This is a genomic window from SAR324 cluster bacterium (assembly GCA_015232315.1).
Lineage (GTDB): Bacteria > SAR324 > SAR324 > SAR324 > NAC60-12 > JADFZZ01.
This window is the reverse complement of the sequence record JADFZZ010000007.1, coordinates 98,286-114,232: the sequence shown is the minus strand read 5'-3', so window position 1 is coordinate 114,232 and position 15,947 is coordinate 98,286. Positions and strand designations below refer to the sequence as shown.

The following is a 15,947-nucleotide window of genomic DNA, read 5'->3' as shown; positions in this document are numbered from 1 at the left end:
GGAGGACGATGGCAGCGTTCAAAGGTGAAGAACTGAAGAGTGAATTTGTGGAAAAATGTAATACGAAGGGAATGTTGTTCCATGTGGACAATTTTCCTATGATAATCGGCATGGGTGACTTCCTGGAAGGCAATCTCTTTTGCTGGGGTGAAGCGTTCGGCACAGAGCATCAGCACACACATTGCAGTGAGGTGGAGGAGTTGACCAAACTGAATAAAATTTCTTATCAGTTAAAATTAAGTTCAGGTGAGAAGATTTATGTGGTAGAAATAGAGGAACAAGACAAAGAACTGGTGGCCAAATGGGAGAGATGGCAAGCTTATTTAGCAAGCCTTTCCGAGGAACGCCGACAGAGACTCACTGGGTTTATGATAAATGTTTAATTAAAAGTAAACCATATCAACGACTTGGATAAAATGGTCTTATTTGAAGCGCATCAATGGTTTGAAAATGGTGATCATCCGCAAGACGGGTCTCAATGGATTCAGGATGAACATGGCGAACTCTTCCTATCAGAAGGAGCAGTGGTTCGCTATTTCAGAATACCACGCCAACATGCAGATATTTGTCTAATATGTGACCATCCTAGTATAAAACATGGGTGGATAGATACCAATGATGGAGGCCATGTGGTGTGTCCAGGGGATTGGATCATAACCACGAGTAATGCGGAAAGATACCCTTGTAAACCGCAAATATTCCGAAAAATATACGAGCCATCAGGTAAGTTTTTTATTTATCGTCCAGGTTTCGGATAATCCGAGGATCAATATGTCTATTGCTTTCACCAACTTAGCAAAGTATGTGGCCCACATGGATGAAATCATCCGAGCGCATGAAAACGCTATTGTGAAAGCGGTGGAAACGGTCGCCGAATATATTGGGGATCAAGCATCAAGGCGGGCACCTGTGAATCCTGAATTGGCTCCCACATTGATGTACGATTATGAGGTGACGCCTGCACATAGGCAGGGACTCGACACAACGGCAATGGTAGAGTTCGGTGGAAAGGCCAGCGATTACGCCTATCTCCAGCATGAGACTCTTGAAATTGGAGAATCGGGTTATTCAGCAGATCCGCAGACCGGAGAAGCCAGGACAAACTTTGCGATTGATGGTGTGAGAAGACTTGGAAAACTGTCCGTAGAAAAGGATAGATCCGTCAAGGCACAAGGCATTCGAGTGGGTGGTAAATTTCTCGCCAGAGCGATTGAAGAAAACGAAAAAGACATTCAAGAAATATTTGATGACACCTTTTCAGCGTTCTCATTATGACTTTGATCAAAGAAATTGCAGACTACATCAGCACCAAAATTGCCGGAACGGTACTGGGGATGAACTTATTTGCGGATTTATTTCCAGAGGATGTTTCCAATTGTACCATGATTACCGAAATCATGAGTAAAGGCATCGCCCCAGAGCTTATTTTCTCCCGTATTTACATCACAACCAGAAACGAATCACTCACTAACGCCCATGCAAACAGCAGAGCTATAGCCTCAGAGTTGCATCATCTGAAGCAAGACGTTTTGACCAATTACAGGGTAAATTATGTGATTTGTGAGTCAGGGCCAATCAAGCAACCGGAGGTTGTTACCATCAATGGGAAAAAGGTATTTGCTTTCATAACGACTTTTATAGTATATTATGAAGAAAAATAACGGAGTGTGCGTATGAACCCGTTCGATGTGCTTGTGTCATTGGTAGACTTTATCAACAGTCTTACAGGTTATAAGGCTGTTTCAAAGTTGGCGTATCCCTATATTGACATCACCAATGTTGGGGTTGAAACGCTTGGGTCGGTAGCAACAGCCTATTGTTACCCTGGAACAATATCATTCAACAGTGCGGAGAGCAGGTCGGCACCGTATGCGAACGTGGAAAACGCTGTGCTGTTAATGATATACAACCCTGCTTTGGCAGAAATAGATTGGCTGTCATCTTTTGATGAGTTCAACCAGTTATTGTACGGGTTTGATCTCGATAAAGAATTTGTCTTGGAACTTAAAAGCTTCGTCCCTTTCACAGGGCGGAACCCGATAGAACATCGGGCATTTTTGTATAACCTCAATATATATCTTTAGGGGGTAATGATGGGAACACCGGCTTTATCGGCTCAACGATCATCAGCAACGATCAACGTCAAACGACAACAGTTTTATTTAAGACCACAATACGACCCGACCCGTAGGTTTGAAGTCGAAACGATGTTCCCCAGAGGTGGGGATGCCATCAAATTTTTGCGTGACTTGAACGCATTTTCACAAGAACAGGCAGAGCTGGAAAATAACGAAGCCAGTGCGTCCAAAGACCCTCGTAAAAAAGATTACGGGAGTTTTACGCCATTGACCCAAACTGCCCCAATCTATGCCAAGCCCACAGGTTTAGCATCAGGTTCGTTGCCTATTGAGGACAAGCTTCTGAGCATGTTCTTTACCGAAAAAGCGGTACGCCCAGTGGGGACAACCACGATTTCTTCAGTGACCAGCGACAAGGAATTCGTGGTGGCCAGCGCAACAGGTTTGGCTGTAGGGATGCCGGTTTATGTGGGCACGTCTTCTTCCTCAGTCCGACATATCGCAGCCATCAGTGGAAACACGATTACCCTGAATGCCAATCTGGACAGCACTCCGCAGAATGGAGATGTGGTGGAAGCAGGCCCAGTGGTTTATACGTTCAACGATTCTGTCCGTACCCCGTTGGCAAACTTTTTGTCACAGTCCGACATCGCAGCCGACCTGGTAACGTCTATGGCTGTGCAGTCCTGGAACATGGAAGCAGGCAACGATGGATACCTCCAGCACAGTTTTGAGATTGGTGCGTTGGGTGTGTTCTCTGGGATTCAGGCAAATTTCATGGGCAACCGGCTGAACCCGATTGCTTCTGATTATGCGAGCATCAACACTGTGTTCATTGCCGGGGGAACGATTGCAGCCGATACTGCCGCATCCGCAGGTGATATGACGGTCGGTGTCGATGATGGCGCAGCAGGTGATCTTACCGTGGCAATTCCCGCAGGGTTGATTGTGAAAATTGCTCATGCAGGTGGTGATCGTTATTATGTGACCGCAGCCGGAAGCGTATCCGCATTGAACCTGGCAGAGCCTTTGGCACTTCCAGTCCTGGACAATGCTGTTATTACAGTTTACGGCATTGGAAACTGGAAATTCACTGTAGCCGAAGCCGATGGTGTGATTCTGGCGACTGGAACCGCAGGTGAATACTCCGTTGCTGTAACAGACTCCGCTTTGGCTTCACTGGCATCCGCACCAGCAGCAGGAATTCCGGTTTATATTGACGGGAACCAATACTGGACAGACGCCAATTGTACCGTTGACAGTCTGGTACTCACCACGCCGTTGATTACTTCTCCAGCGAGCGCAAATGCGTATTTTGCCACCAAGGGAACCATCGGATTACTGGATTGTACCAGACTCAACCCCTACATCACGGTTAAAAATCCAACCACCAGCGAAATCATCATGGTGGGTGAAAGCGGTGGATTTGTGGAGAAGTCCCCTGGGGTTTATGGTTATAACAATTGGGATACAACCAGTGCGGTCAACACCATCGCAAATGTATGGCGAGGCATGGCCGGAAGTGGAATCAAAGCCATTCTGGATCATGACGACTGCGATCTGTATTTCCCTACTCCTACAGGTTCAGACGCATCTCCTATCCAAGCCAGAAAGGACGTAGTGACCTTGATTGGGGATACGAAACTCACTACCAAGACCGTGCGAATTGGTGTCAATAAGAACATCGCATTTGATGCTGAAGAACGATCTCTTGATGATTTTGCAGGTCTTCCAGAGGACGATGTGCGGGAGTTCACGCTGGAAGTGGAAGCGAATTACAAGCCTTCATTTTTTGCGATGCAATACGCATCTCTGGCAAAAGCTCCAACCAGTCTCCAGACTACCGTTGGCGCTGTAAAAGGCAGACGAGTGTCGGTGTACGTTCCCAAGATGACGATGGCGCAACCCACCCGTGACGCAGGTGACAAGAAAGCGACATCGACCATCAGGGCCAATGTATACCAGGATGCAGACGTTCCAGCTTTTTATCTGGCGTACTGCTAATAAACCGCCCCTGCAATATGGGGCTATTCATTTCTTTCGAGGATAACATGGCAATGGCAGAAGCGACACAAGACAAACCCGTGACGGCGGTGTATGCTCCGTTACATTCCTTGAAGTATGGGCCAAGGAACGCAAAAAAAGAACTCAATCCAGACGGCGATGACAAAACCATCGTGGTTCGCATTTCAAAGTCAGAAGGCTCTGGGGTGAAATTGATTGGGAATCAGGATTTGCGTATCATTGAGATTCAATACGCATGGGACAAAAAAGAGAAAAGCACTTCCAGAAACCCAGAAAAGCTGTCGAGGGTCAAGCAGATGAAAGCCAAGTTGATTGTAGAGTCCATTTCGGGCTTTGACAGTTCCTTGGAACAACTGCTTGATGAAGACCCACGACTGTTTGAGCAGATTCTCGAATCGTATCAGGAGTTGCTTGGAGCAAAAGAGATAACAAACCCTGATCAGACAGGCATGAAACCGTTCAAGTGTGTTGTCCGGTTTCTGCCACAGATGGTTGAGCAGGAGATACTTCACCGGCATTTGATGCCTCGCAATGAATACGATCCTGGGACGTTACCAGGCCATGAAGGGGTCAACGAAAAACGGTATTATCAGGCCATTGCCAAACGAGCTATCAAGTCGTTTGAGGGGCTGTATGATGCAGAAGGTAAGGAGTTGGTATATCAAGGGGATTCTGAGTCTCAAGACATGGAAGTTCTTCATGAGTTCATTGACCGCAATCCACTGGTGTTCCAGGATTTGATGGAATTTGCCAGAAACTTTCGTGCAATGCTCAGGAAAGAAAAAAAAATTTTCCGTCAAGAATAGCAACCAGAAAAATCAGAGAGTTCGGTTATCAAGTTAATCTGGACAATGCCCCCGTCTGTAAAAATTATGGGGGCCATTGCAATGTTTCGGGTTCTACTGAGGACTACGGAGATATGTTTCAGGGATTATACTATGATGAGGAAGAACTGGACGATTTTCTCCGCAGATTCAAGGCTGACAAACTCCAGCCAGACGAAAAAACGACCTTCCAACTTTGGACAGAACAAGGCCACCCCGATCCCAGAGATTCCGTTTATTCAGAAATGGAATACAGGATTCTAGCCACCAAGTTATTTGGTGAATCACTCCTTAACAAAAATCAGTATTATTGCTTTGGAAATTGCAGATTGGGGCTACAGAACAGACTGTTGCATGATCTGAAACGACATCTGAGCGTCATTATGACTTTCATCTGTGGGGCACAAAGTGAGTTCAAGCTTTATGACACCGATGATTTGAAGATGATGATGGCCGAATATGAATTAGACCCAGAAAATCCGCAGGAATTGTTGTTCGTGAAGCGTCTGGTGGCCTCTTATTATAGCGGTTACTCCAAAGCGCAGAGCGAAAACCAGAAACGGAATCATCAGAAACACGACCAGCAGCGTACAAAGGCAACATGACTTTCGATTTACGCAGTAAGATCACCGTAGAGGATGACGGAACCCCAAAACTCAGAGCGTTCCAGCGCACCGCAGAGCAAACTGACAAAGCCCTTAAAACCTCCTCCAAACAAACAGCCGATACTTACCAGAAAAGCCATCAGGCCATTGCGTCTGGTGGAACCAGGACTGCGGAACAACTGGCGGCATCCTTCAGCAAAGCGGGACGAGAGAGCGGCAAAGCTGCGGAGGTTGCTGCAAAAAAGTGGGGAATGGCCGCCAAAGACATCGTGATTGCGGGAAGGTCAATCCAGACGCTTGTCCAGAGTTCTGAGGCTGTCAGAAATAGTTTCAACCGAACTGTGGACAGCACAAAAAAGCTTGATCAGGCGTTGGCTGGACTGCGGCACAAAAACACAACTCTCAATGAAATTGCTTCCGGCTTGTTTGCGATCCAGGCGGTCGGGATGTTGACGGTTGGCACTATCCGTACTTTAACCGCTAGTGGCATTGAGCTGGAAAAGTCACTGTCTAAAGTCGCCCAGGTTGGAAATCTCCAAAAAACGAGTGAGTTATTTTCCGAAATTACCGAAAAAGCCAAGGCATTGGGTTCGACAACCGCCTTCACCGCAGGTCAAGTGGCCAATGCGTTTGCCAATTTAATCGCTGGCGGACTCAAAGCCGTGGATTCGCTCAACGCCATTACCGCCGCCCTCAATCTCGCAGGAGCAACCAGCACGAACATCGAGCGGGTGGGTGAAGTCATAGTTGCTACCTTAAACCAATTTGGCTTGATGGCAGATCAGGCAGACAGGGTTTCCGATGTGTTTGTCGGGGCTTGGACTACGAGTGCTGCCAATGTGGAACGACTGGCTGAAGGATTAGCTGAAGTCGGCCCGATTGCCAACGCTGTCGGGATGAGCCTGGAAAACACGGCAGCTACCCTGTCCCTGTTCAATGACAATGCCATAGACGGTTCAAAAGCCGGTAATCAACTCAAAGGCATCCTGTCCATACTCACATCTATCACCCCTGAAACCGTTGAAGCCTTTGGCCGTCTAAAGCTCTCCGTCAATAGTTTTACGGATGAATCCACAGGAAAGCTCAAGACTCTTCCAGAAATTTTCGGGCTGATTCGGCAAAGCGTGGAAGGACTGAACGATGTGGACATCCAATCCATCATGGGGCGGATTTTCGGACGGGAGAATGTGGCCTCGGCCATGGTTTTGCTGAACTCCGTAAAAGAAACGACCAAAGGCATTGAGGATTACGCCAGAGCGCAGCGTTACGCCATCTCAGCCGAGGAATCGTATAAGGCCGCCCTGGACAACACCGCAGGGCAAATGTCCATTACGCTATCGGCACTGGATGCGATGTATGAAGCGTTGTTCCAGAAGTTGAGACCGGCAGTGATGGCAGTATTGAGGCACGTTGAGGATCTGGCGAATTCCATCAGGGACTTTTTTGAGTCCACGGATAATTCCATCGTGTTGTTGCGAGGGCTTGGTGAAATGATGCTGTCCTTGACCGGTACGATTGTATTGCTAACCACCGCATACAAGACCCTGGTGCTGGCAAAAGTCGCCTACCTTGCGGTGGTGGAGCGTGTAGACAAAGCTATTTTGTTATTCCAGGTCGGGATGAGTCAGGCGGTGATCGCAGCCAATGCGCTGAAAGTGGCTTTGGTGGGATTGACCGCCGGTAAAATGGCACTGCTTGCGTCCGGTATTCTGGCCGTGGGCTATGCTATTTATGAGACCTTCCAGCAGATCAAAAAAAGTCCAACCGGCATGGAGGAGCTAGAGTCAAGCCTGGATAAAATCTCCAAGATGCTTGAAGGAATCAAGATTTTGGCCATTGGTTTACTGCAATTGATGACGGATGTGTTTTCATTTAATTTCAGTGGAGCGTTGGATCGCATGATGGCCACGATGACGGCAGCCATCGCCAATTTGCGTAAACAAGCAGAAGGCAGTGGTGAAGCTCTGGTGATTAAAGACTTTATCGACAAGAAAGCACTGGGAGAAATCAGGGACTTGATCAAAGAATTGACAGAGAGTACCTCCACCGCCGCCAGTGTGGGAGGAGTTGCCGTGAACAAATACAACCTCCTCATGGCACTGAGTGACAGGTATTTGAAGGGGTTGATCGCAGAAAAACAGGCCAATGATCTTTTGATCCAGACCTATGCGGGGAACACTGCGACAGTGAAAGAATTCAATGCGGCCAAGGCAAAAGGGCTGAGGATTGACGCAAAAAACGCTGCATTTGCAAAAGACTTGAAAAAATACTGGGGCGATTATGCGTCAGTGATTAGATCAGAAATGGATGATGCAGACAGACGCATCGAAAAGTCAAATTTGGCCATTTCCAATACTCAAAAATTGATTGATGATGTGAATGCGAACAGGGGCAAGCTTGGCGAAAGATTCGCCAGCAACAGTGTAAAAATTTATCAGAATAAACTTGATGATTTACAGGCTGGTGTCGCACAGGAAAAAACCTACATCTCCCAGATGACTTCAGAGTTGCAGCAAATTGATGCCCAATTGAAGGTACTGGACACTTTGGCACCCAACAAGGCCAACAAAACTGCGGCACAACTGCTTGAAGAATTTAACAATCAGCAAGAAATCACAGACGAGCTGAAAACGCAGACAAGAGAAGTTGCGGAACAGAACAAGGGGCTTAGTGACCAGCTATCGCTTAGTATTAAAATGCTGGAAAAGTCCAAAGAACTCGGAAAAACCTCTGAAAATCAACTCCAGGGTTCCAGGGAACAGACCGAGATTGAACGCAACCTCGCAGACATCGAGGAACGGAAGGAACAGACCAGAAGAGACCAACTGGGCCTATTGCAACGTGAGACCGAATACCGCATTGAGTTGAAGAATATTGACGAAAAGCTAGAAGCCGCTCGGAAGGCAGGGAAAGCAGACCTGATTGCAGGACTGGAGGAACAAAAGAGACTTGTGACCGAGATCCACGATGTGCAGACAGAAATGGCAGCCAACGAGAAACTGTCGGAAACTGACAAGCAACGCAATGAGCAGTTGAAGAGGTTTCAGGAGCAATTGCAGACGCAAAACTACCAGCTCCAGAAAAATCTGATCATTCAGGAATCGTTTATCGAAGGAGGAGAGAAGGCCGCAAAAAACAAGGAGCGGGAACTGCAACTGGAAGAAGCCAGCAAAGCGATTGGTGTAGCCAAGAGCGCAGGATTGCCAGAAATTTCCACAGAATACGAAACGCAACTGGGTTTGCTGGAACAAATGTATGAGCTGGAAGACGAGATCCTCAAGAAGCAGAAAGAACGGGCTGCGATCATGTCGGCATTTTCGGGAGCTGGCGCAGGAAACACAGGGCTGCTCATCACTGGTCAATGGGATCAGCTATCAGAACAGGGATGGTCGGAAGCCGGTAAATTGATTGCGGATGCCTTCAAGCGCAACGTGGACGGGTTCGATGCAGGATTGCAAGGATCACAGCAAGGGTTGGCTCTAGGGGCGGCTGGCATACAGGCCGCAGAATTTGCGGGTGTTGCTGGAGCTTCAGCTTATGCAGGCCCAGTCGGTGCGGTGTTTGCGTTGGCAGGCGCAGCGTATGGCGTACAGCAAGCCAAAGAGGAAGAGCGGGAGCGCAAATATCAAGAGACCATGGACAGGATCAACAGAATAATGGACACCTTTTCGGCAGCCATTGGTGATTTGGAAGGGAAATTCCAGTCCATCAAAGAGGCCGGTTCATCCATCTCTGATAGAATGCTTGAGGCACAGAACAATTTGCGAATCGGAGCTGGAGGCGCAATTGATGACCTTAATTCTCAGCTCAAGGGTGTTATCAAAGCGGGAGCAAACGGTTTCGCAGACTTTTCCTCGCTGATTACTACGGGATTCGAGGGTCTTGATTATGATAGCGAAGCGTTTGCCAATGCGGTTGTGAAAAACTCCGAACTGGTTTCAGATGCCATCATGGAAAACTATAAGTTACAGATGGAACTCTTGAACAATATTAAATCTGTTCTGGAGAACATCAGCAGCATCACCAAGGATATTAATTCGATTGTTGATACTCTCACCAAGTCGCCACTGAAAGCCGCCCAGTCAGCGATAGAGAGTACCCAGGCGGACATTGCGGATCTTGTTACTCAGATTGGGAAGAAGTTTGAAGGGTTGGTGTCTGCGGGTGATTTTGATCCTGGTACAACAGACGGTGTGTTGGCAGAAACATTGATCAACCAGGGCGCAGCAGGTTTTGAGGATATGGGCATCGCCATCAGTACCACCACGGCGCTCATTACCAAGGGAATGGAAAAATACAACGCCGCCCTCGCAAGCCAGCAGGAAAATGTGGCCGATTTAATGCCTGACCTGGAAAGCCTTATCCAGTTGCATGACAGTCTGGCAGTAGCGATTAAAAGCAATTTTGACGCTCAGGTGGAGTACCTGAATCTGATGTTGGAAAGTCAAAAATCATTCCTGGACGCTGCGCTGACTACTGGAATCGACCAGACACAACTGGAAGAGATATTCGGAGAAGGCTCCACTATGGAGAGCGTGTTTGGTGACTTCGCAGAGCAGATTACAGGGATAGTCGGTGACGGGTTTGAAGCCGAGTTATTGAATTTCCAGGCCAATCAATATGGTGAAGTCAAAGCCGGAAGCCGTCTGGAAGAACTCAATCAGTTGAAAGAACAGGTCAGTCTCATCATGGACGGCGCAGAAGCAGTTTATAACACCGCAGGTATGCTGGTCTCAGAAGCAAAACTCGGTTTGAATGACGCAATCTACGGTGTGAGAGAATCCATCTCCAGTACAGAATCCACTATCAGCTCACTCAGAGAGGGGCTAGAGAGTTTATCTAGTTCAGTCCTCTCCACCATATCCGACCTCAACACGACAAGAGCCTTGATCGAAATAGAGCAGGGCTATGTAAACCAAATGGCCATCTTGCGGAATGAAGAAGCATCTATTTTGGCCGCCTACAATGCCACCATGATTGAAAATCTGAGAGCCTCGGAGGATTTGAGCATCGAACAGGCGAAATTCAACGCTGCCGGAGATAACATGGCGGCCAGACTTGCTGCCGTTGATGCACGGTTGGAATTGTCAAAAGTAAAAGGCACAGACATACAATCCACATTAGAAACAAGGATGGCCGCTGAACTGGCGGGTATTATGACCAAAGCCGCTGACGTTCAGGCTCAGTTGGACAGCAAAGCATACAAAGAAGCAGTCAGAGCAAACATTGAAGGCGCAGAGTTCAAAGAGGACGAACATCTCCAGGAAATGGCCAGGATTGAATCTTTGGCAGCGTTGACCACGGAAGATGTTGATAACGCCAGGAAAACCACAGAGCGGTACAACGCTTATCAGCTCGACCTACTGGAAAAACAGGCCCAGGAGGAGTTGAACGCAATCGAGGAGAAAAGAGGGATCGAGCTGGAATATCTGGACATATTGCACGACCTTCAGGTGGCGAATATCAATGCTGAGTTTGATGCCCAGATGAAAGCGATACAAGAACAGTCAGATTCCCAGTCAGAGACTCTGAATAATTTTAGAGACTTTGTGGACAGCATGTTTGACCTCAACAAATCCATTGAGGAAAAGATTTTTGAAGCAAGCCTGAACGATTCAACAGGTTCCGTTTCGGCGGAGTCACTGGCCTCATCTTTATCAGATTTGCAAGCGCAATACGCCTCTCTGGACACCAGCCTTTCAGGTAATCGGGAACAGGCAAACATCCTGCTCAACCGGCAGGTTGACGTATTGGAGCAGCAATATGAGCAAGGGTTTATTTCCACAGACCAATATGTGTTTCAGCTTCAGCAATTGCAGGGCGAAATCGGGAACCTGGTGGCAAACCAGGTGGACGGAGACGCCTCTTTGACAGATTTGTTGTCTGCCGATGGCCCGATCAGTTCCTTATTGGTTGAAGTCCGTGACGGTTTAGTGGGTTCGCTTGGGGAGTCAGGCCCGTTGTTTAATCTTCTCGGCTCGCTGGGCGAAGACATCGCAGCGCAGCTCACTGCTGCAAACGATCAAATGGAGTCACTCAGACGGGAACAGAATATTGCGTTGCTGGAGCAACAAATACAGGCCGATGCAGAACTGGCAGCAAAAAACCGAGAGTATGATGTAGCCCGTGATACCAAGAACAATGAACTGGCAAAAATCAGGATTGATAAGCAGGTGGAACAGCAAAACGCCCTCCTGCAACAGCAAACAGATTTGACAAACCTCGCAATTGCGGGACAAACCGCAGCCATGGAAGCACAAAACACTGAACTCCAGCGATTGCTGGGTGCCCAGAATACCATCTTGGACGGTCTGAAAACTGCGGAGGCGCAATTTGAGAAGGATCTCATTGATTTGATGAAATCCCAGGAAGAGCGGCGAGAACTACTGGAAAAAATCAAGGAAGATTTACAGAAGGCCAGAGACCAGAAGTTGTTTGACCTGCAAGCTCAGACCAATGCAGCCTTGGATACGCTCAACGCCAATATGACACCACTGATACAGACCATTTCTGGAAACGAAGCTGATACCACGATCACAGATGCGATTGATACGGTAAGAAGCAACGCCACGAACGGTATCCAGGCAATCCTGAACATCATGACAGGCTATCAAACCTCGCTTGCAGATGAGAAAAAAAATGAGAAGGATGAAGATGAAGAACATGACCCCTGGGAAGGCAGTATCTTGAAACCCATTGTTGATGTGTTCAAAGGGTTTGGTTTCGGGGCAAAAGGCATGATACTTCCCTCTCATGCAGTGGGTGGAATTCTGGAAGGCCCAAGCCACGCACAGGGGGGCATCAAGGTGCAGAACAAAGATGGGGTGTATATTGCGGAAGTGGAAGGCGGTGAGGGAGTTATCCCGAAAGATATTATGAAACTGCCTGGATTCCAGGAGTTTTTCCTGCAATTGCTGGCCTCTCATGGAAAGAACTTCAGCCAATCTCAACAGGAAGGAAAGTTTGAGCAAGGCGGTATTCTGGGGAAAGCTCTGCAAAAATTGGCAACCGGAGGCATGACGGCAGATCAAGCGATCAGCTCGGATCTCCTGAGCGCAATTTCTGTAGCAAAGACGGTTGAGGAACTGGACGCATTGGCTTCCACTTTTGACAGGGTTGCTTCATCCTTCAGGAAGACGCAGGATGATGAACTTGCAACCATGCGGGCTAAGATAAAAGGCTTTGTGGAGACATTTGACGAGTCCCAGATTGTGAGCTTTCAGCCGTTGGTTGACGCAGTGAGTCAGGCTGAATTTCTTGATCAAGGTCTCACCATCGCTATTGATGATGCCCAGTTAAGACAGTCGGTAGACGATGCCCTGGAATTGAGGGCTGTCCTTGTTAGTTCAGTGGAAACGGCAGAGCAGATAGGGCCGGATTTTACCCTGACCCAGAAAGTGATTAGTTCATTAGAGGGAGAGTCTCAGAGTGCGTTTAACGGCCTGGCAGGTCAGTTAAAAACCTTCAATACAGCCGATAAAACCTTCACCGTCAAAATGGATGCGAGTAGCGTCCCAACGTCCCTCGATATTTCGATGGACAAGGAGACCCAGTCTGCACTGGAAAAGCTCGTTGATCCTGGGATCAAAGTCACGGTGGATACTTCGGGCGATACAAGTTCCGGTACAGGCCCATCGGACACAGGGTCAACAATAACGATCCCTAAATATGATTTGCCGGACACAGACCCACCGGATCCAAATCTAAACGACAATCCTCCACCAAAAACAGACCCACTGGCATTGATTTCAGGTGCGGGAACGTTAGCGGGCGCAGCAGCCAATCTGCCTCCTGGTGCCCCTGAAATGTTAAGCAGTATTCTGATGGCAGGAGCAGCGGCAATGTTCACGGCGGCCTTGGCGGATATGGCAGGGTTTGAGCCTGAAGCCAGTAATGCGTTAGCGTTGGCTTCTGCGATTGCGGTCGTAGTAGGCGGTACATTCGGGCTTGCCATAGGGTTCCTGGTAGGTGGCGCATTGATTACCAAGGCACTGTTAGGCGACAATGCCACGGATGAAGAAGCCATTGCGGTTGGAATTGCCACTGCCATAGCCTTTGTTGCCGGTGGCTGGATGGTGGCTGCTGCTGCATTAATAGTCGGAATGATTTTTGCGAATAATGACCCTGAAAAGATCATGCAGGACATTGAGCGAGAGTTCAGCGCACATGAAGAAGACATAAAAAAATTATTCCTGTTCATTTTGCTGTTGCCTTTGGCACCGCTGGCATTGGCTCTGGACATTGCCCAGAAAAGCCCGACATTCGACACGATTCAGGAAGAGATTGATAAACTGATAGCCAAGGTTATCGGATCATTGATGCCGAATCCAGATGCGTTCAAGGACATTGATTTTGATGTGCTGAACATCATTACATCCAATTTGAAAGGGCTAGAATCATTCTTTTCAGACATAGATGTAGGGTTGAACCCCTTGAAGGAGTTGATTGAGGGTGTTGATCTGAGCTTTGAGTTTGATTTTGATGTGCTGAACATCATTACATCCAATTTGAAAGGGCTTGAATCATTTTTTTCAGACATAGATGTTGCGTTGAACCCCTTGAAAGATTTTGTGCTTGAATTTGATTATGTCAACGCATTGACGGTCAATCTGGGGAATTTTGGAGAAGCGTTATCAGACCTGGATGTGGGGCTGAACCCCTTGAAGGACGTGTTTTCACAAGCAGATATAGACGTACTCAATGCGCTGACGGTCAACTTGGAGAACTTCGGCAAAATGTTATCAGACCTGGATGTGGCGTTGAACCCCTTGAAAGATACCATCACCGAATTTGATTTTGAAATGCCGGATCTGAGCCAATTTGGTGGCCCAGAAGACTGGATTAAAGAGCTTGGCAACTGGATTTCAGGGATAGGTACATCCATTGGTGATTTGGGAGCAATGATGGACTTTCCGACATTGACACAGGCGTCGCAAGCGATGCAATTGCTAGGGCGAAACGTGGGATCGGTATTCAGCACATTCGGGAATATAATCTCCAGTATTTTTGGTGGTGGTGGCGGTGAAGAGAAGGCGGAAGGTGGCCCGATTGACACCTATCAGACTGGGGGGTTGCTCGTTGGGCCTTCGCATAAGCATGGAGGAATCCCAGCGTATGTAAAAGCTTCCAGAGGAATGGTGGAGCTGGAGGGTGGTGAGTACATCATCAAAAAAGCTACCGTCAACCGGATCGGAGCATCCAGGCTGGGGCGGCTAAACAAAACGGGAACTTTTGCCGATGGAGGCTTGATTCCGAAATTTGAGGAGGGAGGTGGTGTTCCTGCGGAAGCCTCCGCAGGGGGATCAGGTGTGATTCCAGGATTTTTGGCATCATTGTCTGCACCATTGACGCAAATGCAGGCATCTTCGGCAACAGTGATTGCAGTGGTGAATGCGGCAAATGATGCGTTCCAGTTGGTGATTGGATCAATTTCGAGTCTGTTTGGTTTATTTACCGGCGGTGGTGGTGGCGCAGCGAATATTGGGAGCGTATCAGTGACCACGCCAGATATTACAGGTGCGGTACAGGGCGTTTTTGACGTGTTAATGGCTCCATTCAATGCAGCAGCTACATTTTTGCAGGGAGTGAGTGAACAATATAATCTGGAAGCTACTGTAAGAAACGTTCTTGATAGCGTGTTTGGGAAGTTGAGTTTTGATCCGTCAACCTTTAGCAACTTTACTGAAAACTTTTCTGCATCGTTCGATAAAGTGGGCGCATTGCTGTCGTTTGATTCCTCCACTTTTTCTAACATACAGGAACAAGCGTCTAAAGCCTTAAACGACATATTCGGGAAGTTGTCGTTTGATGCGTCTACCTTCCCAGATTTTGGAGCAGTGGCCAGGAAAGCGACTGATTCATTTATAGCCAATTTCAGTAATGTGGGCGGTGGCATTGATCTAGGCAAGATTGGCAGGGATATTGTGAAAGACGTTGTTCCCAAGGACTTTCAAAAATACTTGCCGTTTGGCGAAGGCGGGATCATTCCGATAAAAATGGCGATGGGTGGCCCGATTGCGGGCAATTCTGTCGAACTGGAAGGCGGTGAGTACATACTCAGAAAGTCGGCTGTTTCCAGATTGGGAGTTGAGAATCTCGATTTCATGAATAATACCGGCAGGGTTCCCAAAAAATATGCGGCTGGTGGTATTGTAGCCAACGGAGATACTGGTGGCGCAGGCACGACATCGGTGGATTATAATGTGGTCAATAACCTGACTGTGGCAATCAACAACAATGGAGAATTCACCACGTTCAAAGTGAGTGGTGACGGCGGCGCAGACGAGATTGTTCAGGCTATTATCCCCAAACTACAAAGCCTTGGACTGGGGAATGTGTTTGGCGTGGATGTGTTTGAGGATGTTCGATCTATTACAGAAGGACAGGAAGTTTATCGTTAATTAAAATTAAGGGGA

The 15,947-nt window shown here is 47.8% G+C and carries 8 protein-coding genes; all 8 read left to right on the top strand.

Going from position 1 to position 15,947, the window contains the following annotated elements:
* Positions 1-8 precede the first annotated feature (8 nt).
* On the top strand, positions 9-383 hold the full coding sequence (locus HQM11_07670; GenBank protein MBF0350896.1) for a hypothetical protein: 375 nt from the start codon (positions 9-11) through the stop codon (positions 381-383).
* A gap of 388 nt (positions 384-771) precedes the next feature.
* Entirely contained in the window at positions 772-1,275 is a 504-nt protein-coding gene (locus HQM11_07665) for a hypothetical protein (protein ID MBF0350895.1), read from the top strand.
* Entirely contained in the window at positions 1,272-1,661 is a 390-nt protein-coding gene (locus HQM11_07660; GenBank protein ID MBF0350894.1) for a hypothetical protein, read from the top strand. The genes HQM11_07665 and HQM11_07660 overlap by 4 nt, the downstream gene beginning before the upstream one ends.
* 12 nt (positions 1,662-1,673) lie before the next feature.
* Positions 1,674-2,084, top strand: coding sequence for a hypothetical protein (locus HQM11_07655; GenBank protein ID MBF0350893.1), 411 nt, complete (start codon positions 1,674-1,676; stop codon positions 2,082-2,084).
* Positions 2,085-2,090: 6 nt separating this feature from the next.
* A complete protein-coding gene (locus HQM11_07650; GenBank protein ID MBF0350892.1) occupies positions 2,091-4,082 on the top strand; it encodes a hypothetical protein in 1,992 nt (663 codons plus the stop codon).
* A gap of 47 nt (positions 4,083-4,129) precedes the next feature.
* A complete protein-coding gene (locus tag HQM11_07645) occupies positions 4,130-4,909 on the top strand; it encodes a hypothetical protein (protein MBF0350891.1) in 780 nt (259 codons plus the stop codon).
* Positions 4,910-5,022: 113 nt separating this feature from the next.
* Positions 5,023-5,532, top strand: coding sequence for a hypothetical protein (locus HQM11_07640; protein ID MBF0350890.1), 510 nt, complete (start codon positions 5,023-5,025; stop codon positions 5,530-5,532).
* On the top strand, positions 5,529-15,932 hold the full coding sequence (locus HQM11_07635; GenBank protein MBF0350889.1) for a phage tail tape measure protein: 10,404 nt from the start codon (positions 5,529-5,531) through the stop codon (positions 15,930-15,932). The genes HQM11_07640 and HQM11_07635 overlap by 4 nt, the downstream gene beginning before the upstream one ends.
* The last annotated feature ends 15 nt before the right edge of the window (positions 15,933-15,947 follow it).